This is a genomic window from Microterricola viridarii (assembly GCF_900104895.1).
Lineage (GTDB): Bacteria > Actinomycetota > Actinomycetes > Actinomycetales > Microbacteriaceae > Microterricola > Microterricola viridarii.
In genome coordinates this window covers 105,264-126,887 of record NZ_LT629742.1, presented here as the reverse complement: position 1 = coordinate 126,887, position 21,624 = coordinate 105,264, and the positions used below count along the sequence as shown (strand labels likewise).

Sequence of the window (21,624 nt, the reverse complement as noted above, 5' to 3'; positions counted from 1 at the left end):
ATTCAGCGCAATGCAGCGAGTATCGCAGCTTCACGCCGTGTGAAACTGAGGGTGGCGTCTGGAGCGAGCGACCCCGGTCGATCGCCGCAGGCTCAACGAGTGACCTGGTCCGCCATCCGTAAAATCTTGCGGATCTCGCGGTGGCCGTTTCGCGCACCGCGGGCTCTGCTCACCGTTGAACAGGGAGGCCCCCAATGCCCGAAACCGCCACAACGCCGATAGACACCGCACCGGCATCCGTCACCGCTCGCGACACCAGCGCTGCCGTCGTGCAGCGCAAGGCCATCGCCCGCTCCGTGCTCATGTGCAAGCCGGAGTACTTCACCGTCGTCTACCGCATCAACCCGTGGATGGACCCGGCGCTGCCCACCGACACCAGCCTCGCGGTGCGCCAGTGGCAGACCCTCTACGACGTCTACATCAGCCTCGGCTTCGACGTGCAGCTGATCGACCCGATCGACGGTCTGCCCGACATGGTCTACGCGGCCAACGGCGGCATGGTCATCGACGGCATCGCCTACGGCGCCAGCTTCACCTACCCGGAGCGCCAGCCGGAGGGCCCCGCCTACATGGAGTGGTTCGCCGACAACGGCTTCGAGGTGGCCGTGCCCGAGGAGATCAACGAGGGCGAGGGCGACTTCCTGCTCGTCGGCGACACGATCCTGGCCGGCACCGGCTTCCGCAGCGACTCCCGCTCGCACCAGGAGATCGCCCGCGTCTACAACCGCGAGGTCGTCACCCTCACGCTCATCAACCCGAGCTTCTACCACCTCGACACCGCGCTCGCCGTGCTCGACTCGACCCCCGGCCAGGAGCACATCGCCTACCTGCCGAGCGCCTTCGACGAGGCCAGCCTCGCCATCCTGGCCGAGCGCTACCCGGACGCCATCATCGTCACCGAGACGGATGCCGCCATCCTCGGCCTGAACTCCTACAGTGACGGCCTCAACGTCGTGATCGCCAACCGCGCCAAGGACTTCGAGCGCCAGCTGATCGAGCACGGCTACAACCCCATCGGCGTCGACCTCTCCGAGCTGCTGCTCGGCGGCGGCGGCGTCAAGTGCTGCACCCTGGAGCTGCGACGATGACGAACGCAACGATGCCAACGACCCCGCGGCAGGCCGCCGCGATCGAGCTCGAAGAAGAGCACGCCGCCCACAACTACCACCCGCTGCCCGTCGTGGTGGCATCCGGTGATGGCGCCTGGGTGACCGACATCGACGGCCGGCGCTACCTGGACTGCCTGGCCGCCTACTCTGCCGTGAACTTCGGGCACTCCAACCCGCTGCTGCTGGACGCCGCGCGCGCCCAGCTCGGCCGCATCACGCTCACCAGCCGCGCCTTCCACAACGACCAGCTCGGCCCGTTCGTCACCGAGCTCGCCGCCCTCGCCCGCAAAGACATGGTGCTGCCGATGAACACGGGCGCCGAGGCCGTCGAGTCCGGCATCAAGGTCGCCCGCGCCTGGGGCTACCGGGTCAAGGGCGTCGCCCCGGATGCCGCCAACATCATCGTGATGGCCGGCAACTTCCACGGCCGCACCACCACCATCATCAGCTTCAGCGATGACGAGGACGCCCGCGCCGACTTCGGCCCGTTCACGCCGGGCTTCTGCACCGTGCCCTACGGCGACGCGGCGGCGCTCGAGGCCGCCATCGACGAGAACACGGTCGCCGTGCTGCTCGAGCCGATCCAGGGTGAGGCGGGCATCATCGTGCCGCCGGCCGGCTACCTGCCCGCCGTGCGCGAGATCACGGCGCGACACGACGTGCTGTTCATCGCCGACGAGATCCAGTCCGGCCTCGGCCGCACCGGGGCGACGTTCGCCTGCGACCTGGTCGGCGTCGTGCCCGACCTGTACCTGCTCGGCAAGGCGCTCGGCGGCGGCATCGTGCCCGTCTCGGCCGTCGTCGGCAACCGCGACGTGCTCGGCGTGCTGGAACCCGGCCAGCACGGCTCCACCTTCGGCGGCAACCCGCTCGCGGCCGCCGTCGGCCTCGCCGTGGTGCGGCTGCTGGCCACGGGCGAGATGCAGGAGCGCGCCGCCCTGCTCGGCGACCGCCTGCAGGCTGGCCTCTCCGAGTTGATCGGGCATGGCGTGGTGGCGGTGCGTGGGGCGGGCCTCTGGGCCGGCATCGACATCGACCCGGAACTGGCCAGTGGCCGCGCCGTCTGCGAGGCGCTGATGGAGCGCGGCGTGCTCGCCAAGGACACCCACGGGTCCACGATCCGGCTGGCCCCGCCGATCGTCGTCTCCGGCGACGACCTCGACTGGGCGGTGGAGCAGCTGCGCGCCGTGCTCGAGGAGCTCGCCGGCTAGCCCGCCACCGCACGGCCGCCGCCCTCCCGGCGGCCGTGGCCCGCCCGCGTCCGCGTCCGCGCCCGCTGTCGCCCGTGCGCTGCGCCAGTTCGTGGGCCTCCGCGCCACATCAACGGGCGCAGAGGGCCGCGAACTGGCGCAGGGATGGCGCGGGGCTGGAGCTCGGAGTGGGGGCTTGCGGCTGAAAGCTCGGAGGCAATATTATGCCGGCGCCCCCCGGCAGTGACACACTTGAAAGATGAGTAGTCATCAGGAGGGCGTCGCAATGCCCGATCCCGCCGCGCACCCCGAAGCCACATCCTCCGACGATCGGAGATTCTTCGGCCAACCGCGGGCCCTCGCCACCCTCTTCGGTGTCGAGATGTGGGAGCGCTTCAGCTTCTACGGCATGCAGGGCATCTTGCTGATCTACCTGTACTTCTCGGCAACGCAGGGCGGCCTCGGGATGCCGCAGGCGACCGCGGCCGGCATCGTCGGCGCCTACGGCGGCGCCGTCTACCTCTCCACCATCCTCGGCGCCTGGCTGGCCGACCGCCTGTTCGGCTCGGAGCGGGTGCTCTTCGTCAGCGCCATCGTGATCATGTTCGGCCACCTCTCGCTGGCCCTGCTGCCCGGCTTCGCCGGTGTCATCGTCGGCCTCATCATGATCGCCGTCGGATCGGGCGGCCTGAAGGCCAACGCCACGAGCGTCGTCGGCACGCTCTACTCGGAGAGTGACCCGCGCCGCGACGCCGGCTTCTCGCTGTTCTACCTCGGCATCAACCTCGGCGCCTTCTTCGGCGCCCTGCTCACCGGCCTGCTGCAGAGCACGGTCGGCTTCCACTGGGGCTTCGCGCTCGCCGCCTTCGGCATGGCGATCGGGCTCACCCAGTACTCCTTCGGCCGCAAGCGCCTGCCGGCCGCCGCGCACACCGTGGCGAACCCGCTGCCTCGGGCTCGCCGCCCGCTCGTCATCGGCATCGCCGTGGCCGCCGTGCTGCTGGTGCTCGCGCTGATCTTCGCCGGCCTCATCCGGGCCGAGAACCTGGCCGCCCTGGTGATCGGCCTGACAATCGCGTCGACGATCGCCTACTTCTCCGTCATCCTCTCCAGCCGCAAGATCACCAAGACGGAGCGTTCCCGGGTGCTCGGCTTCATCCCGCTGTTCGTCGCCAGCGTCGCGTTCTGGTCGCTCTACCAGCAGCAGTTCACGGTGCTCACGATCTACTCCGACAAGCAGCTGAACCGCAGCATCCTCGGCTGGGAGATGCCGATCTCCTGGGTGCAGTCGATCAACCCGGTGTTCATCATCATCCTCTCCGGCGTGTTCGCGGCGATCTGGACGAAGATGGGCACCCGGCAGCCGTCCACCCCGGTCAAGTTCGCCCTCGGCACCGCGGTGATGGGTGTCGGCTTCCTGCTGTTCCTGCCGTTCGCCGGCGGCGCGGCCAACAGCACCCCGTTGCTGGCGATCATCGGCATCCTGCTGGTCTTCACCATCGCCGAGCTGCTGCTCTCGCCGGTGGGCCTCTCGGTGGCCACCAAGCTGGCCCCGAAGGCCTTCCACACCCAGATGGTCGCCCTGTTCTTCCTCTCCGTGGCCCTCGGCACCGCGATCTCCGGCCAGCTGGCCGGGCTGTACCAGCCGGAGACGGAGGCGGCGTACTTCGGCATCCTCGGTGGCATCGCCATCGTGCTCGGCGCCCTGCTCGCCCTGCTGACGAAGCCCGTGCTGAAGCTCATGGCCGGCGTGCGCTAGCCGCCGACGCCGCCCAGCGCAGCGCGCAGCAATGGCCCGGGATCACGCGATCCCGGGCCATTTCTCTGCGCGCACCCCGGCGGATGCCGCAGCGCTCAGCCCGCGGTGAGCGCGACGGTGCGGAACCCCGCGTTCGACATCGACGAGTCGGCGGTGTTGGAGGAGCGGGCCGCGCTGCGGTAGCGGTTGCAGTAGGAGTCGTGGCAGAGGAACGAGCCGCCGCGGAGCACCCGGGCGCCGCCGCGGGGCGGGCCCTGCGGGTTCGTGTTCTCTCCGGAGAGGTAGGCGTCCGCCCCGAACCAGTCGGAGCACCACTCCCAGACGTTGCCGACGGACTGCCACAGCCCATAGCCGTTCGGGGTGAAGCTGCGCACCGGGGCGGTCGTCAGCCAGCCGTCCTCGAGCGTGTTGTGCCGGGGGAAGCTGCCCTGCCAGATGTTGCACTGCCAGTCGCCCTGCTCGCTCATCAGCTCGTTGCCCCACGGGAAGCGCTCGCCGTGCGCCCCGCCGCGGGCGGCGCACTCCCACTCCGCCTCGGTGGGCAGGCGGCGGCCGGCCCACCGGCAGTAGGCCAGGGCGTCGTTCCAGCTGACGTGCACGACGGGGTGGTCGGCCAGGCCGTCCAGGCCGGAGAGGCTGCCGCCCGGGTGCCGCCAGTCGGCCCCGCGCACGCCGATCCACCACGGGGTGCCGGGGGCCCGGGAGAGCAGGTCGTTCTGCGGCGCCGCGATGGCCAGGTGGAACACGGCCGAGAACTCGAACGTCTCCGCCTCGGTGCGGTAGCCGGTGGCGTCCACGAAGGCGGCGAAGTCGGCGTTGGTGACGGATGTCGCGTCGATCACGAAGGCGTCGAGCGTGACGTCGTGCAGGTAGTGCTCGCCGTCGGCCGGCTTGCCGTCGCGGAACGGGTCGCCCATCTGGAACGTCTGGGCGGGCACGGCGGACTGATCGATGGAGTGCGCGACGCGCAGCGTCGCGAAAGGCGGCAGCCCATGCCCAGGAATCCCTTGGGCAGTTACGGGTGGTTGAAAGGTTTCGACAGGCTCAACCGGCGGAAGGGCGCCGAGCTGCACGGGCTGCGGCCCCCGGCTGGGCGGCTGGCAGCCGCAGCCACAGCCCCCCTGCTCGCCCTGCGGTTCCTGCTCTGCTGCGCTCATGGTGTCCTCTGTTCCGAGGGTGATGGCATGGATGCGGACGAGGGGAGCGGCGCGGTCAGCACGCCGTCAAGCCAGCCGCGGATGGTGGCCGCCATGTCGACGCGCTCCGGCTCGAGCAGCCACTGCACCTGCAGCCCGTCCATCAGCGCGATCAGCTCGATGGCGAGCCGCTCGGGGTCTGCGCCGGCGGCAAGCACCCCGGCCTGCTGCGCGCGGCGGAAGGCATCTCGGCCCCCGCGCCTCGTGCCCTGGTAGCGCCCGACGAAGTAGTCGTGGGCCGGATGCTGCGGGGCCGTCGCCTCGGCCGAGAGCACGGCGAACAGGCGGATCAGCTCGGGGCGGGTGGCGTTGAACTCGACGAGCTCGACCAGCCGGGCCAGCCAGGGGCGGCCGTCCGCGTCATCCGCGTTGCTCCAGCGGAACAGCGCCTCGTCGGCAGCATCGCGCTCGGCCAGGACGGCCGTGAGCAGCAGCTCCTTGCTCGGGAAGTGGTGCAGCAGTCCGGCGCGGGAGATGCCGCAGGCGGCGGCGACGTCGAGCATCGAGACGGAGTGGAAGCCGGTGCTGCCGAAGAGCTCCGTCGCGGTCTGCACGATGACCGCCTTGCGGGCGCGCCCAGCGGCATAGGCGCCGCGTGCCTGCGTGTTCGCGCCAGCTGGCCCCTGGGGGGCGTGGCCGTCATCCGATGTGTGCATCGCGTCCATTCTGACCTAGCCCGCCCCGTCTGTGGACTCTGCGCCGATCGAAGTAGCGAAAACCGACACTCTTGTCTGTTTTCATGTTAGCGTGACTGCACGCAGAAGCAATCGCAAAGGAGCACTTGCATGACGACACCGGAACTCTCCGTTCAGCTGTACACGGTCAGGGAGCAACTCGACGCCGATCTTGACGGCACGCTGGGCCGCCTCGCCGGCATGGGCCTCCGCCGCGTCGAGGCATTCGACTTCGTGCGCCGCCCCGCTGAACTGGCCGAGGCGTTCGCCAAGCACGGGTTGAGCTCACCGACCGGCCACGCCACCATGCTCTCCGACGAGATCCGCCTCGGGGAGCTCGTGTACCCGGTTGACAGCCACGAGACGATCTTCGCCGCGGCGAAGACGCTCGGTGTCGAGACCGTCATCGACGCCTTCATCCCGCTGGAGCGCTGGCAGACCGAGGAGGGCGTTGCCGACATCGCCACCCGTCTGAACGCCGCCGCCCGCAGCGCGGCCGAGCACGGCCTGCGCGTCGGCTACCACAACCACTCACAGGAGTTCGTGGCCAGCTTCGGCGGCCGTTCGGCCTTCGAGCACTTCGCCGACCAGCTGGACGACGCGGTCGTTCTCGAGGTGGACCTGTTCTGGGCGGCGACCGCCGGCCAAGACGTGCCCGCACTGCTCTCCCGCCTCGGCGAGCGGGTCGTGGCCGTGCACGCCAAGGACGGCGTCCCGGGCGTGAACCCCTTCATCCCCGGTGCGGCCGAGTTCGACCCGGCCGCGCTCGACCAGCGCCCGGCCGGCCTCGGCGAGGTCCCGATTCTGGCCTCGCTGGCGGCGGCGCCGTCTGTCCGTTACGCGATCATCGAGTTCGACGCGTACAAGGGAGACATCTTCGAGGGCATCGAGACCGGCGTGAAATTCTTCGCCGAGAACGGCATCCGCTGATGGCCGGGCAGGGGCCCGTCGGCGTCGGCTTCATCGGCACCGGCATGATCAGCGACACCTACCTGGAGAACCTGAACAGCTTCCCCGACATCCGTGTCGTCATCCTCGGCGACCTGATCGAGGAGCGGGCGGCGGCGCAGGCCGCCAAGCACGGCGTCGCCCTGTCGGGCTCGGCCGCCGATGTGCTGGCCCACCCGGACGTCGAGATCGTCGTGAACCTGACGATCCCCGCCGTGCACGCCGAGATCAGCCTGCAGGCGATCGCCGCCGGCAAGCACGTCTGGACGGAGAAGCCGATCAGCATCGACCGGGCCAGCGGTCGCGAGCTGCTGGAGCGGGCGGCTGCCGCCGGGCTCCGCGTCGGCGTCGCGCCGGACACCGTGCTCGGCCCGGGCGTGCAGACGGCCAGGCGGGCCATCGCCCGCGGCTACATCGGCACCCCGCTGTCGGGGCAGACGGTCATGCAGTACATCGGCCCGGACGTGTTCCACCCGGACCCCGAGTTCCTCTTCGACCACGGCGCCGGCCCGCTCTTCGACATGGGCCCGTACTACGTGACCACCCTGGTGCACGTGTTCGGCTCCGTGGCCCGGGTGGCCGCATTCGGCTCGCAGGGCCGCACGGAGCGCACCATCGCCACTGGAGGCCGCGCGGGAACCACGTTCCCGGTCGAGGTTCCGACGCACATCAGCGCGATCGCCGAGTTTGAGGAGGGCGGCGTCGCCCAGAGCGTGCTCAGCTTCGACTCACCGCTGGCCAAGACCGGCTACGTCGAGATCACGGGCACCGAGGCGACCATGCTGATCCCCGACCCGAACACCTTCGGCGGCGAGGTGCTGATCACACGTGCCGGGTTCGGCGAGCCCGAATGGCAGTCGATCCCGCTCGGCGGCGTGCTCACCGGGCGCGGGCTCGGCGTGCTCGACATGGCGCGGGCGATCCGCTCCGGCGGCGCCCACATTGCCACCGGCGACGTCGGCTACCACGTTTTCGACACGCTGGCCGCGATCGAGGATGCCGTCAACACCAAGCAAGTCGTCACGGTGGAGAGCTCGATCGACGCCGTGCCGCTCGTCGCCGAGGACTGGGACCCGTTCGCGGCGACCCTGTCGCCCGTCCCCGTCGGCTGAGTCCCCTCTCCGTCGGCTGAGCGAGGAACGAGCGAAGCCCTGAGCGTCTCCACGGAGACGCTCAGGGCTTCACTCAGTGTGCCGGCGCCGCTCCGTGCGTTGGCTCCCGGGCTTCGGGGGCTGCGCTGCTCCTTCGTCGCGGCGCGGCCCCCTCGAGCCGGCGTGCAGATGCACGTTGGCTCGAGGGAGCGCCAGCGACCGAAGCCAACAGCGCCGCGCGGGCGGATGTCGCAGGCTGTCGCCCTCGCGGTGGTCGAGTGGGCCCGCTCGGGCCGTGTCGAGACCCGGTTTCTGGCGGGGAGCTGTGTCTGGTGCGGGGTCTCGATACGCTCGTTCCTCGCTACTCGACCAGCGGGTGGGTTGCGACCCTTCCGTTGGCTCGAGGGAGCGCCAGCGACCGAAGCCAACAGCGCCGCGCAGGCGGATGTCGCAGGCTGCCGCCCTCCCGGTGGTCGAGTAGGCCCGCTAGGGCCGTATCGAGACCCGGTTTCCAGCGGGGAGCTGTGTCTGGTGCGGGGTCTCGATACGCTCGTTCCTCGCTACTCGACCAGCGGGTGGGTTGCGACCCTTCCGTTGGCTCGAGGGAGCGCCAGCGACCGAAGCCAACAGCGCCGCGCAGGCGGATGTCGCAGGCTGCCGCCCTCCCGGTGGTCGAGTAGGCCCGCTAGGGCCGTATCGAGACCCGGTTTCCAGCGGGGAGCTGTGTCTGGTGCGGGGTCTCGATACGCTCGTTCCTCGCTACTCGACCAGCGGGTGGGTTGCGACCCTTCCGTTGGCTCGAGGGAGCGCCAGCGACCGAAGCCAACAGCGCCGCGCGGGCGGATGTCGCAGGCTGTCGCCCTCGCGGTGGTCGAGTGGGCCCGCTCGGGCCGTGTCGAGACCCGGTTTCTGGCGGGGAGCTGTGTCTGGTGCGGGGTCTCGATACGCTCGTTCCTCGCTACTCGACCAGCGGGTGGGTTGCGACCCTTCCGTTGGCTCGAGGGAGCGCCAGCGACCGAAGCCAACAGCGCCGCGCGGGCGGATGTCGCAGGCTGTCGCCCTCGCGGTGGTCGAGTGGGCCCGCTCGGGCCGTGTCGAGACCCGGTTGCTGGCGGGGAGCTGTGTCTGGTGCGGGGTCTCGATACGCTCGTTCCTCGCTACTCGACCAGCGGGTGTGGCGCGGCGCGGCGGGGATTTCGGCGGGCGCAGTCCGCAGCAGCCGTGCAGATGCACGTTGGCTCGAGGGAGCGCCAGCGACCGAAGCCAACAACGCCGCGCGCCCGCTCGCGCGGTTGGCGCTGTGCAGGCGGATTTCGCTGGCTGCCGCCCTCCCGGTGGTCGAGTAGGCCCGCCAGGGCCGTATCGAGACCCGGTTTCTGGCGGGGAGCTGTGTCTGGTGCGGGGTCTCGATACGCTCGTTCCTCGCTACTCGACCAGCGGGTGTGGCGAGACGTCGGCGCCGGCGCGACTAGAGCGCGCGGGCCGCCGCCACGAACGCCTCGATCAGGGCAGCATCCTTCTGGCCGCGGCTGCTCTCGACACCGCTGGACACGTCGACCCCGGCGGGCGAGGCCGCAGAGCCCACTCCGCCGAGCGCGTCCAGCAGCTCCCGAACATTGCCGGGGGTGAGCCCGCCGGCCAGCAGCCAGCCGCCGTGCGGCGGTTGGGCGTGCAGCGCGCTCGTGTCGAAGGGCTCGCCGGCTCCTGGAACGGGGGCGTCCAGCAGCAGCCGGTGGCGGCGGAGCCCCGACGGGTCCCGCTCCAGCTGCTGCAGGTACTCGTCCAGCGAGAGCGCCCGGATCGTGCCGAAGCCCGCCGACTTCACCCGGTCGAGCTCGGCCACCGGCTCGCCGCCGTGCAGCTGCACCGTGCTCACTCCGGCCGCCGTGGCGGTCAGCAGGACCTCGTCGAGCGGCTGCCCCCGGAACACGCCGACCGTCTCGATGCTGTGCGGAACAGCCGTGATCAGCTGCCGTACCGTGTCGGCGTCGACCGTGCGCGGGCTGCCCGGCGCGAACACGAAGCCAACGGCATCCGCCCCGGCCTGCACCGCTGCGGCGAGGGTCGCGGGCTCACGCAGGCCGCAGATCTTCACAAACATGGTTCCACTGTGCCATGCTCCGCGGTCGGGTCGGTGCACGTCATTGGCTTCGGTCGCTGGCGCTCCCTCGAGCCAACGGGAGAGGGAGCCAACGGGAAACCCTCCCGAGCGCCCGCGCGCCCCAGTGTAGGGCCGGGGCGCGCGGGGCTGTGCGGCGGCGGGGCCGCGGCTAGGCGGAGACCGTCTCCCGCGCTGGCTGGGCGAGCAGCGGGCGCACGCCGCCGTAACCGTCGGCGATGACCGACGACGGCAGGTCGAAGACCCGGGTGGCGCGGGCGTTCTCGGTGTATTTCGGCCACGGGGCGACGCCGGTGCTCACGAAGGCCACGGCCTCCGCGTGCAGCTCGTCGGCCAGCGCCTGCGGCGGGTTGGCGCCGGCGAGGGCGTCGATCCGCACGCTGTCGAGGCAGTCGAAGAAGAACGGCACGTCGAGGCAGTGCATGGCGTACTTGAACACGGGGGAGGGCCACGAGAAGCGGTACACCCAGGTGGGGGCGGATGCCGCGCTCGTGCCGGTGGCCGCGCCGGACTCGCGCGCCTCTGTCACCTTCAGCACGGCGGTGCGGAACATCGCGTCGGTCATGTAGCGCCCGACGGCTCCCGCGGTGTCGCGCTTGGCGACATCCGGGTTCGCTGCGAAGTAGGCCTTGCGCTTGACCTTGCCGAGTCCGGCCTTGCCGAGCATGAAGCTCTTCGGGATGAAGCGCAGCTTGCCCTTGGCCTCGTCCAGCGCCATCGAGAACTCGTCGTCGGTGGCGCCCAGCACCAGGGGCTTGTCGGCGCCGACGCCGCGGCTGAACGACTCCAGGGTCGGCCGCTGGATGAGCGCCCCGTCGATCATCGGGCCGAGCGCGAGGCCCTCCGCGATCATCCGGCCCAGCATGTCGAGCGGGTTGCCGGGGCCATCGGCCGGTTCCTGCGCCTTCTGCTGCAGTTCGAGGATGCGCTCCTCGCTGAGGCTGGCGAAGCCCTCGCGGGTCGCCGGCACGCCGGCGAGCTCGGCCAGGCGGCGGGCCAGCTGCTGCGCGCGGGGGCGCTCGACATCGCCGACGGCGCCGGAGATGCAGTAGACGCCGCTGAACAGGTGCTGGGCCGCCTCCATGCCGAGCAGGGTGAGCACGGCGCCGCCGCCGGCCGACTGGCCGGCGATCGTGACGCGGGCGGGGTCGCCGCCGAACGCGGCGATGTTCTGCTGCACCCACTCCAGGGCGAGCAGCCAGTCGAGCACGCCGCGGTTGTCGGGGGCGTCGTCGATGCAGCCGAAGCCGTCGAAGCCGAGCCGATACGAGATCGACACGGTGACGACGCCGTCGCGGTTGAACGCCGCACCGTCGTACCAGGGGCTGGCCGGCGAGCCGGCCGTGTAGCCGCCGCCGTGGATGTAGACCATCACCGGCAGGCCGGCGGATGCCGCGGCGGCCGGCGCGGGGGTGAACACGTTGAGGTTCAGGGTGGACTCGCCCTCGATCGACGGCTCGGGGATGAGCGTGATCTCGGAGAGGGTCTGCCGCTGCGGGGTCGGTGCCATCTCCAGCGCGTCGCGCACGCCCTCCCAGGCCGTGTGCGGCACGGGGGCAGCGAAGCGCAACGGGCCGACCGGTGCCTCGGCGAACGGAATGCCCAGGAAAGCCGCGGATGCCAGCCCGGTGCCGCCACGCGGGGCGCGCCAGAGGCCGCGCACGGTTCCGGCCGTGGTGCGCACCTCGGGGGCGACGGTGATGTCGAAATCGGTTTGCTCAGTCATGGCTGCTTCCTCTGGCTCACTGCTGATTCAGTTGGTGTTGATTCTGCACTACCGCCGAGCGAGCCCGTCGAGATCCGCACGGGACCTCGACGGGCTCACCCGGTGGCAATGTTCCCACTCGTTACGCGGCGGGCACGTTCTCGGTCAGCAGCATCCGCAGCTCGGCGAAGGCATTGGTCTCCACAGAGGAGGCGGGGTCGTCGTAGACGCGCGCCTGGCGGTCGGCGCTGTTCCACGCCGGCCAGTTGCCCGCGGCGTCCTTGATCAGCGCCAGCGCGCCGCCGTGCACCTCGTCGGCCAGCAGCTGCGAGGGCGAGCCGCCGGCGACATCGGCCACGCGGTCCGCGCCCAGCTGGTCGAAGAAGAACGGCACGTCGAGGCAGTGGCAGGAGCTGCCGATGGTCGGCGAGGCCCAGGAGAAGCGGTAGACCCAGGTTCCGGCCGCGGTTGCGTCACCCGCGGCGTACGCGGTGCGTGCCTCGACAACCTCAACGTTCGGGGCACGGAACATCACGTCCGTCAGGTACTGGCCGACGACATCGGCGGTGTCGAGGCCCTCGTGGCTGGCGAGGTAGGCCTCGATCGTCTCGGGCGAGCTGACCAGGCGGCTGAGCAGGGCGGCGGGCGGAACAGCTGCGAGGGCCTCCTTCGCGCCCGCCAGGATCATGTTGAACTCCTGGTCGGTGGCTCCGAGGATCAGCGCCTTGTCGGCGCCAATGCCCGCGGCGTAGGCGTCCCGGCTCGAGAGCGGGATGAGCTCGCCGTCGACGACCGGGCCGAGCACGAGGCCGCCGTTGACCAGGCCGACGAGGCCGGCGATCGGGTCGTTCGGGTCACCCTCCATGCTCATCGGGGAGGCCGCGGCCTGCAGCTCGAGGATGCGCGCCTCGGACAGCGTGCCGAGTCCGGCGCGGGTGGGCGGGACGCCGCCGAGTTCGGCGAGCTTGCGGCCGACGGCCTCCGCCTCTTCGGCCATGCCGCCCTTGGTGGGCACGCCCGAGATCGAGTAGACGCCGCGGAATAGGTGTTGCGCGCTCGGCATGCCGAGCAGCGTGAGCACGGCGCCGCCGCCGGCAGACTGGCCGGCGAGGGTGACCTGCCGCGGGTCGCCGCCGAAGGCCGCGATGTTGTCCTGCACCCACTCGAGGGCGAGCAGCCAGTCGAGCACGCCGCGGTTCATCGGGGCATCCTCGATGTAGCCGAAGCCGTGGAAGCCGAGGCGGTACGAGACGGACACGACGATGACGCCGTCGCGGTTGAAGGGGGCGCCGTCGTACCAGGGGCTCGACGGGGAGCCGCTGACGTAGCCGCCGCCGTGGATGTAGACGAGCACGGGCAGACCGGCGGATTCCGCCGCGTCCGTGCCGGGGGCGAGCGGGGCCGGTGTGAACACGTTGACGTTCAGCGTCGAGTCGCCGGGGAAGGCGGGCTCGGGGATCAGCGTGATCTCCCCCTGCACCTCGCGGTGCGGGGTGGCACCGAACTCGACGGCGTCGCGCACGCCCTCCCAGGCCTGGTGCGGCACAGGGGCGGCGAAGCGCAGCTCGCCGACGGGCGGCTCGGCGAACGGGATGCCGAGGAACGCCGCGGAGGGGACGCCCGCGGCATCCGTTGGCTCGCGCCAGAAGCCGCGCACGACACCGGCAGTGGTCTGGACGAGCGGGGATGTGGTGGTCATCTGGTTCTCCTAGCGAACGCTCTTGATGGGCGCCAGGACGATCGCGGCCAGTGTGACCGCGATCATGGCGAAGACGAACAGGGCCTGGTAGCCGCCGGCGAAGGTGATGATGAGTCCGGCGACGGCCGGGCTGAGCGCCTGCGGGATGTTGGTGGCGACGTTCAGGATGCCGAGGTCCTTGCCGGCCGCGGTACCGCCGCCCGGGAGCACCTCGGTCATCAGGGCCGCGTCGCAGGCCATGTAGAAGCCGAAGCCGAAGCCGCTGACGATGTTCATGATGAGCATGCCGGTGACGGTGGGCATGAGCAGCGGGAAGGCCAGGGAGATGACCATGATGACGGTGGCGGCGTAGATGAAGACCTTGCGGCGCCCGATCTTGTCGCTCCACCATCCGGCGAGCGAGATCGAGACCAGAATCGGCACCAGGCCGGCCGCCGAGAGCAGGGCCGCGGTGCTGGCCGCCTCCTCCAACGGCAGGCCGATGTAGTCCTGCAGCAGGTACAGGCTGTAGGCGGTGATCACGAAGTAGCCGAGGATGAACAGGAAGCGGCCGGCGAACGCCCAGGCGAAGTCGGGGTGCTGCTTCGGGTTGATCCAGAAGCCGGTCAGGAAGTTCTTCCAGCTCCAGGGCTCGACGACTGCCCCGACGCTGGAGGTGTCCTTGTTGACGAACACGTACAGCACGGTCGCGACGAGCACGCCGATGCCGAAGATCGCGTAGCCGATGCCGACGTTGTTCACGAACTGGGCGGCGACGACGGTTCCGAGGACACCGCCGAGCATCGAGCCGAGACCGGCCATGGCCGAGGCGACGCCGCGCTTGGAGCGGGGGAAGCGATCGGGCACGACGGCGCTGAGCGGGCCCTGGATGGCGTTCATCGACACCTGGATCGTGGCCCAGAACGCCGCGATCAGCAGCACGTTCTGCATGCCGCCCATGCCGAGCAGGAAGATCATCGCGACGGAGGCTCCGATGAGCATCCACGGTGCGCGGCGGCCGAGCCGGCTGCGGGTGCGGTCGCTCAACGCGCCCACGATCGGCTGGGCGAAGAGGGTGAAGACGAACGAGACCGAGCTGACGAGCCCGAAGTTGGCGACCTTGGCGAGCGGGTCGGGATCGATCGTTGCGATCTGAGCCGGGAGCAGGATGCCGATCACGGCGCCGTAGGTGGCGAACACGAAGACCGACAGGATCGCGATCGATGGCAGCAGGCGCCGGGTGGCCACCGGGCTCTGCATTGCGGTCGATGTCAGCGCGGTGCGGCCGTCGTCGGCGAGCTCCGGGGTGGTGGATGGGGTGGGCACGACTCTCCTCTTCATTGAGAAACAGCGGCGCGGCGGGGCTGTGCGCCCTCTCACTTCCGCAAACACCGTTAAAACCAAACGACGTTCGGTAATGAGTATGAGCCTCATCGGGTCAGAGAGCAAACGCCGCTCCGCAGCTGGCTCATCACGGCGGCCGCAGCGAACATGCGAGAGGCTCCGTCCGCACCGTGGCAGGGCGGACGGAGCCTCCCGCGTGTTAGCGGACGCCCTTGATCGGTATCAGCGCGAGCGCGGCGGCGACGACCGCGATCATCGCAAAGACGAACAGGGCCGAATAGCCGCCGAGCGCGAGGATGATGAAGCCGGCGACGGCCGGGCTGAGCGCCTGGGGGATGTTGGTGGCGACGTTCAGGATGCCGAGGTCCTTGCCGGCCGCGGTGCCGCCGCCCGGCAGCACCTCGGTCATCAGGGCGGTGTCGCAGGCCATGTAGAGCCCGAATCCGAAACCGTTGATGATGTTCATGATCAGCATGCCCTCGAAGGTGGGCATGAGCAGCGGGAAGGCCAGGCCGATGATCATGATCACGGTGGCCGCGTAGATGAAGACCTTGCGGCGGCCGATCTTGTCGCTCCACCAGCCGGCCAGGGCGATCGAGATGATGGTGGGCAGCAGGCCGGCCATGGCGAGCGTGGCGGCCGAGGCGGCAGCCGTTTCGAGCTCCATGCCGATGTAGTCCTGCAGCAGGTAGAGGTTGTATGCCGCGATCACGAAGTAGCCGAGGATGAACAGGAAGCGGGCGGTGAAGGCCCAGAAGAAGTCCGGGTTCCGCTTCGGGTTGATCCAGAAGCCCTTCAGGAAGGCTGCCCAGCTCCACGGCTCGACGACGGCGCCGCCGCTGGGGTAGTCCTTGTTGACGACGACGTAGAGCGCGGTCACGACGAGGACGCCGATGCCGAAGACCGCGTAGCCGATGCCGATGTTCGCCACGAACTGGGCGGCGACAACGGTTCCGACGACGCTGCCGAGCATCATGCCGACGCCGGCCATGGCCGAGGCGACGCCGCGCTTGGAGCGGGGGAAGCGGTCGGGCACGACGGCGCTGAGCGGGCCCTGCACCGCGTTCATCGACACCTGGATCACGACCCAGAAGACCGTGACCCAGAGGATGTTCTGCATTCCGCCCATGCCGAGCAGGAAGATCATCGCGACGGAGGCGCCGATCAGCATCCACGGGGCGCGGCGGCCGAGCCTGTTGCGGGTGCGGTCGCTGAAGGCGCCGACGACGGGCTGGGCGAACAGGGTGAAGACGAACGAGATCGAGCTGACGAGGCCGAAGTTGGCGACCTTGGCGACCGGGTCTGGGTCGATCTGCGCGACCTGGGCGGGGAGCAGGATGCCGATGACGCCGGCGTAGGTGGCGAACACGAACACCGACAAGACGGCGATCGACGGCAGCAGCCTCTTGGTGGCAACGGGACTCTGCATCCCGGTCGAGGTGACGGCGGTGCGGCCGTCATCCGCGAGCTCTGGGTTGGGCGATGTTGTGGACACGACTCTCCTCTTCATTGAGAAACAGTGGTGGTGCGGGGTCGAACACAAAACGCGCCGCTGGGCGCCTAAAACCTAGCGGCGTTTGGTAATGAGTATGGGCCCGAAGCACTCTGTGGGCAAGCAGCAAAATGCCGGTGCCGGGGTCGAAACCCCGGCACCGGCGCGGCGGTGGCTACGGAACGAGACCGAGCAGCTCCGCCAGGTAGTCGATGTGCTCGCCCATGTCGAGCTCGGGGTCGATCATCCACTGCGTCTGCAGACCGTCGGCCACGGCAATCATGATGGTGGCGACCTTGTCGGCGTCGATCGCGGGGGACAGCCTGCCCGCCGCCTGGGATGCCCGCACGCTGCGGGCGAAGTACTCGCGGAACTCGTGGCCGCGCTGCACGAAGAAGTCGTGAGCGGGGTGGCTGGCATCCGTCGCCTCGGCCGCCAGGCGCGTGTAGAGCTGGGCGAGCCCCGGGACCTCGGTGTTGTGCCGCATGACCGTGGCCAGCGAGCCGAACGGGTTCTCGCTGACGGCCAGCGAGGCGAGGGAGGGGTCGCCGTCGCCGCTCACGAAGTCGCGGGAGTCGACCTCGTCGCGCTTCTGCAGCACGGCGGCGAAGAGCTCCTCCTTGGAGCTGAAGTAGTGCAGCAACCCAGCCTGGCTCAGCCCGACGGCGTCGGCAAGCTCGCGCACAGAGGTGCGGCTGTAGCCGTTGCGGGCGATCACCCGCAGGGCCTCCGTCAGGATCTCGTCGCGCTTGGCGACCCCTTTTGCGTATGAGCCTCTGCGTGCCATATGTGAATCGTACGGACTTTCCTGCGAATTGAAAACCGAACCATGTATGGTTTTCATTGTTCGCAGTCGATCTCCCCGGAAGGACCACCATGACAGTGCTGTCGGGACGCGTTCAGATCCGCTGGGGAGGCGGCGCGAGTGCGCCGCGTGACGGCCTGCGGCACCCCGGCCGAGCGCACAAAGTTTCTCGCCGGGACGGCATCCGAATCTCGTACGCTCTACAGCACCCCACGCAAGGAGAATCATGACCGACTCGACCTCAATTGCCGCCCGCGCCGCTGACATCGTGGCCGGCCTCACCCTGGAGGAGAAGGCGTCGCTCACCAGCGGCGCCGACTTCTGGAGCACGAAGGCGATCGAGCACGCCGGGGTGCCGCGCATCGTGCTGACCGACGGCCCGCACGGCGTGCGCCTGCAGCGAGAGGGCTCTGACCACCTCGGCCTCGCCGACAGCGTTCCCGCCACCTGCTTCCCGCCCGCCGTGGCCCTCGGCTCGAGCTTCGACACCGAGCTGCTCGAGCGCGTCGGCGTCGCCCTCGGCGAGGAGGCCAGGGCGGAGGGCGTCGGCGTCCTGCTCGGCCCCGGCATCAACATCAAGCGCTCGCCGCTGTGCGGGCGCAACTTCGAGTACCTCTCCGAGGACCCGATCGTCTCCGGAGTTCTCGGCGCCTCGCTCGTGCGCGGGCTGCAGAGCCAGGGCGTCGGCACCTCGCTCAAGCACTTCGCCGCGAACAACCAGGAGAACGACCGCATGCGCTCGAGCTCGGACGTCGACCCGCGGCCGCTGCGCGAGATCTACCTGCGCGGCTTCCAGCGCGTCGTCCGGGACGAGCAGCCGTGGACCGTCATGTGCTCGTACAACCGCATCAACGGCGTGTACGCCTCGGAGAACCCGTGGCTGCTGAACACCGTGCTGCGCGAGGAGTGGGGCTTCGGCGGCGTCGTCGTCTCCGACTGGGGCGCCGTCAACGAGCGCGTCGTCGGCGTCGCGGCCGGCCTCGACCTCGAGATGCCGGGCGGCGGCGGCCGCACCGACGCCGAGCTGGTCGCCGCGGTGCGAGCCGGGCGCCTCGAGGAGGCCGTTCTCGACGTCGCCGCCCAGCGCAACATCGAACTGGCGCTCAAGGCGCAGGCCGGGGCAGACGCCGACGCGTCGTACGACGCCGATGCCCACCACGCGCTGGCCCGCGAGGCGGCCGCCCGCAGCATCGTGCTGCTGAAGAATGAGGGGGCGCTGCTGCCGCTCTCGCCGTCGGCATCCGTCGCCGTCATCGGCGAGTTTGCCCGCACGCCGCGCTTCCAGGGCGCGGGCAGCTCGCTGATCAACCCGACCAAGGTCGACAACGCGCTCGACGAGATCGAGCGGGTGGTCGGCGCCGAGCGCGTCGCGTTCGCCGCCGGGTTCACCCTCGCGGGCTCCGCCGACGACGAGGCGGCGGCGCTCCGGGCCGAGGCCGTTGCCGCGGCGGGCGCCGCCGACACCGTCGTGCTCTTCCTCGGTGTTCCGGCCGCGGACGAGTCAGAGGGCTTCGACCGCGAGCACATCGAGCTGCCCGCGGCCCAGCTGGCGCTGCTCGACGCCGTGCTCGCGGCCAACCCGCGCACCGTGCTCGTGCTCTCCAACGGCGGCGTCGTGCGCTTGTCCGGCTTCGAGGCGCGCGTCCCGGCGATCCTCGAGGGCTGGCTGCTCGGCCAGGCCGGAGGCGGCGCGACCGCCGACGTGCTCTACGGCGTGGTGAACCCGTCCGGCCGCCTCGCCGAGACGATCCCGCTGCGCCTGGAGGACACCCCGGCCTACCTCGAGTTCCCCGGTGAGTTCGGCCACGTGCGCTACGGCGAGGGCCTCTTCGTCGGGTACCGCTGGTACGACGCCCGCTCGATGGCGGTGCAGTACCCGTTCGGGCACGGCCTCTCGTACACCAGCTTCGAGTACTCGGGCCTGGCGCTGGCGGCGGATGCCGCCGGCATCACCGCGACGCTCACGGTGACCAACACCGGCGAGCGTGACGGCCGCGAGATCGTGCAGGTCTACACGGGCCTGGCCGGCTCCGGCGTGCAGCGCGCACCGCAGGAACTCAAGGGCTTCGCCTCCGTGGCGCTGGCCGCCGGCGAGAGCCGCGCGGTGACCGTGCAGCTGCGCCGCGACGAGCTCGCCTACTGGGACGTCCGGGTCGACACCTGGGTCGTCGAGGGCGGCGACTACACGGTCACGGTCGGCGCCTCCAGCCGCGACATCCGCCTCACCGGCACCGTCGCGGTGGACGGCGACACCGTGCGCCTGCCGCTCACGGCCAACTCCTCCATCGGCGAGCTCATCGCCGACCCGGTGGCCGGCCCGATGATCATGCAGGCCATGGCCTCCATGTTCGGCAACGCCGAGGAGATGGGCGCGACCGACGATGGCATGGCGAAGATGATGGCCTCGTTCCCCATCGGCCGCCTGGCCAGCTTCCCCGGCGTGGGCGTCGAGCCCGAGATGATCGAGCAACTGCTCGCCGCCGCGAACGCCGCCGACTAGCGGGCCTGGCCGGCGGCCCCGCCGGCCGCTGTCCCACCGCGTGCGCAGCACGACGGCCTGCCGCCACGGGAGGCCGTCGTGCTGCGCACTCGTCGTTTGCCCGGTCTGCGGCCCGTGTCCAGTCGGCGCGAGGGCGATTGCGACCGGAGCCGGGCGCCCGGGCGTATGCTCGCCGCATGGGAGCGATTCTTGAGGGTTTGGCCCGCACGGTCGGTGACGAGGGCGCGGCCGCCCGCGTGAGCATTCACCCGGGTGAGACGGGCCTCACGGCCCGGCTGCGGACGGGGGAACTCGCCCTGGACAGCGTCTCCTTCTTCGCCGCGCAGGCCGCCCGGCTGCTCGGGCTGCCGGCCATCGAGGTCAGCCCACTCCGGGTCGGCGTGAACTTCAGCAGCTACAACTACCTGAGCGTCGACGGGGTGCCCGCCGCGGCCTGGGCCCCGCTCAGCGGGTTCTTCGAGGCCGCGGACGGCTGGGTGCGCACGCACGCCAACTACCCACACCACCGCGCCCGGCTGTGCGCAGCCTTCGGCCTCGACGACTCCGCCGGCCGCGACGAGCTCGCGGAGGTGCTCGCCACCGTGCCTGCGGCGGATGCCGAGGCGCTCGCCCTGGCCCGCGGCGCGCTCTGCGTGCGGGTGCGCACACCCGAGGAGTTCGAACGGCTCATCCCGCGCGCGCCGCTGCTGGACTGGGCGGCGGCCTCGGCGGCCCCGGCGGAGGGGCGGGCAGGCGCCGGCCGCGCGGGCCGCCCGCGCGTGCTCGACTTCTCCCGCGTCATCGCCGGGCCGACGTGCACCAGGGCGCTCGCGCTGCTCGGCGCCGACGTGCTCCGCATCGACCCGCCCGAACCGGCCGAGATCCCCGTGCAGCACATCGACACCGGGGCGGGCAAACGCTCGGCCGTGCTCGACCTCGGCCAGCACGCCGAGCGGATCGAGCAGTTGCTGGCCGGGGCGGACGTCGTCGTGCTCGGCTACCGGCCGGGCAGCCTGGCCCGGTTCGGGCTCGACGAGCAGACGCTGCGCGAGCGGCATCCGCACCTCGTGATTGCCACCCTCAGCGCCTACCCACCGGCCAGCGCGTGGGCGGTGCGGCGCGGCTTCGACTCGCTGGTGCAGGCGGCATCCGGGATCGCCGTGGTGGAGGGCCGCCTGGAGGCGCCGATCGAGGGCAGGGTCGCTGGGCTCGCCGTGCGGCCGGGCGCCCTGCGCGCGCAGGCGCTCGACCACGCCACCGGCTACGTGCTTGCCGGAGCGATCTGCGCGGCGCTCGCGGACGGGGTGCCGGCGACGGTGCGCTCCTCGCTGGCGGCCGCGGCGCAGGAGCTGCTGGCGCTGGGCCCGAGCGAAACCGGTGAGACGCCGCTGCCGGCGGATGACGTGGCGCTCGCCGCCGAACTGGAGACCGTGCAGAGCGACTACGGCGTGCTCCGGCGTGCCCGCGCGGTCATCGACCTCCCGGGGCGGGCTCAGGGGCCGGTGGCGCTGCTCGGCAGCGCCCGGCCGGAGTGGGTCCCCGCGCGCTGAGTCGCCCCCTGCCGCCCCCTCCCGTTGGTCGAGTAGGCGCGCCAGCGCCGTATCGAGACCCTGAATCGGCGTGAGACTGTGTCTGGTGCGGGGTCTCGATACGCTCGTTCCTCGCTACTCGACCAGCGGGTTGTGGCGTCTCCCGTTGGCTCGAGGGAGCTTGCGACCGAAGCCAACTGTCTCTCCCGTTGGTCGAGTAGGCGCGCCAGCGCCGTATCGAGACCCTGACACGGCGCGAGGCTGTGTGTGGTGCGGGGTCTCGATACGCTCGTTCCTCGCTACTCGACCAGCGGGTTGTGGTGTCTCCCGTTGGCTCGAGGGAGCTTGCGACCGAAGCCAACTCTCTCTCCCGTTGGTCGAGTAGGCGCGCCAGCGCCGTATCGAGACCCTGACAGGGCGTGAAGCTGTGTGTGGTGCGGGGTCTCGATACGCTCGTTCCTCGCTACTCGACCAGCGGGTTGTGGTGTCTCCCGTTGGCTAGAGGG

General features: G+C 70.7%; 15 protein-coding genes. 7 read left to right on the top strand and 8 right to left on the bottom strand.

Annotation, left to right across the window (positions count from 1 at the left end; all coding sequences use genetic code 11):
• The first annotated feature begins 194 nt into the window (after positions 1–194).
• The 3 genes from ddaH (at position 195) to BLT62_RS00550 (ending at position 4,058) form a co-directional block, all read left to right on the top strand.
• The gene (gene ddaH, locus BLT62_RS00560; RefSeq protein ID WP_083362305.1) at positions 195–1,088 is read left to right on the top strand and encodes a dimethylargininase; all 894 of its coding nucleotides are present in this window, start codon (positions 195–197) and stop codon (positions 1,086–1,088) included.
• The gene (rocD, locus tag BLT62_RS00555) at positions 1,085–2,320 is read left to right on the top strand and encodes an ornithine--oxo-acid transaminase (protein WP_083362304.1); all 1,236 of its coding nucleotides are present in this window, start codon (positions 1,085–1,087) and stop codon (positions 2,318–2,320) included. Before ddaH ends, rocD begins: the two co-directional genes overlap by 4 nt.
• Positions 2,321–2,585: 265 nt before the next feature.
• A complete protein-coding gene (locus BLT62_RS00550; RefSeq protein WP_083362303.1) occupies positions 2,586–4,058 on the top strand; it encodes a peptide MFS transporter in 1,473 nt (490 codons plus the stop codon).
• 95 nt (positions 4,059–4,153) lie between these two features.
• Here the strand turns inward: BLT62_RS00550 and BLT62_RS00545 are convergent, their stop codons facing one another.
• Both BLT62_RS00545 and BLT62_RS00540 read right to left on the bottom strand, forming a co-directional pair.
• On the bottom strand, positions 4,154–5,215 hold the full coding sequence (locus tag BLT62_RS00545) for a formylglycine-generating enzyme family protein (protein WP_156786200.1): 1,062 nt from the start codon (positions 5,213–5,215) through the stop codon (positions 4,154–4,156).
• Positions 5,212–5,910, bottom strand: a complete 699-nt coding sequence (locus BLT62_RS00540; protein WP_083362301.1) for a TetR/AcrR family transcriptional regulator — start codon at positions 5,908–5,910, stop codon at positions 5,212–5,214. Before BLT62_RS00540 ends, BLT62_RS00545 begins: the two co-directional genes overlap by 4 nt.
• 129 nt (positions 5,911–6,039) lie before the next feature.
• On the opposite strand from BLT62_RS00540, the gene BLT62_RS00535 reads away from it, so the two are divergent.
• Positions 6,040–6,858 carry a sugar phosphate isomerase/epimerase family protein gene (locus tag BLT62_RS00535; RefSeq protein WP_083362300.1) on the top strand — a complete coding sequence of 273 codons (819 nt, stop codon included), beginning with the start codon at positions 6,040–6,042 and terminating at the stop codon, positions 6,856–6,858.
• Positions 6,858–7,988 (top strand): Gfo/Idh/MocA family protein, encoded by a 1,131-nt coding sequence (locus BLT62_RS00530; protein WP_083362299.1) that lies wholly within the window; start codon positions 6,858–6,860, stop codon positions 7,986–7,988. Before BLT62_RS00535 ends, BLT62_RS00530 begins: the two co-directional genes overlap by 1 nt.
• A gap of 1,447 nt (positions 7,989–9,435) precedes the next feature.
• Here the strand turns inward: BLT62_RS00530 and BLT62_RS00525 are convergent.
• The 6 genes from BLT62_RS00525 to BLT62_RS00500 all read right to left on the bottom strand — a co-directional run bounded on the left by BLT62_RS00525 (position 9,436) and on the right by BLT62_RS00500 (position 17,092).
• On the bottom strand, positions 9,436–10,068 hold the full coding sequence (locus tag BLT62_RS00525) for a phosphoribosylanthranilate isomerase (RefSeq protein ID WP_083362298.1): 633 nt from the start codon (positions 10,066–10,068) through the stop codon (positions 9,436–9,438).
• A 169-nt stretch (positions 10,069–10,237) separates the two neighbouring features.
• Positions 10,238–11,812, bottom strand: coding sequence for a carboxylesterase/lipase family protein (locus BLT62_RS00520; protein ID WP_083362297.1), 1,575 nt, complete (start codon positions 11,810–11,812; stop codon positions 10,238–10,240).
• Between the two features lie 121 nt (positions 11,813–11,933).
• Positions 11,934–13,490 (bottom strand): carboxylesterase/lipase family protein, encoded by a 1,557-nt coding sequence (locus tag BLT62_RS00515; protein ID WP_083362296.1) that lies wholly within the window; start codon positions 13,488–13,490, stop codon positions 11,934–11,936.
• Between the two features lie 9 nt (positions 13,491–13,499).
• Positions 13,500–14,795: an MFS transporter gene (locus BLT62_RS00510; protein WP_231919293.1), complete on the bottom strand. Its 1,296-nt coding sequence runs from the start codon at positions 14,793–14,795 to the stop codon at positions 13,500–13,502.
• A 217-nt stretch (positions 14,796–15,012) separates the two neighbouring features.
• Positions 15,013–16,308, bottom strand: coding sequence for an MFS transporter (locus tag BLT62_RS00505; protein ID WP_231919292.1), 1,296 nt, complete (start codon positions 16,306–16,308; stop codon positions 15,013–15,015).
• Positions 16,309–16,480: 172 nt separating this feature from the next.
• Positions 16,481–17,092: a TetR/AcrR family transcriptional regulator gene (locus tag BLT62_RS00500; protein WP_083362293.1), complete on the bottom strand. Its 612-nt coding sequence runs from the start codon at positions 17,090–17,092 to the stop codon at positions 16,481–16,483.
• A gap of 244 nt (positions 17,093–17,336) precedes the next feature.
• On the opposite strand from BLT62_RS00500, the gene BLT62_RS00495 reads away from it, so the two are divergent.
• Both BLT62_RS00495 and BLT62_RS00490 read left to right on the top strand, forming a co-directional pair.
• Positions 17,337–19,610 carry a glycoside hydrolase family 3 C-terminal domain-containing protein gene (locus BLT62_RS00495; RefSeq protein ID WP_083362292.1) on the top strand — a complete coding sequence of 758 codons (2,274 nt, stop codon included), beginning with the start codon at positions 17,337–17,339 and terminating at the stop codon, positions 19,608–19,610.
• Positions 19,611–19,786: 176 nt separating this feature from the next.
• On the top strand, positions 19,787–21,139 hold the full coding sequence (locus tag BLT62_RS00490) for a CoA transferase (RefSeq protein ID WP_156786198.1): 1,353 nt from the start codon (positions 19,787–19,789) through the stop codon (positions 21,137–21,139).
• Positions 21,140–21,624 lie beyond the last annotated feature (485 nt).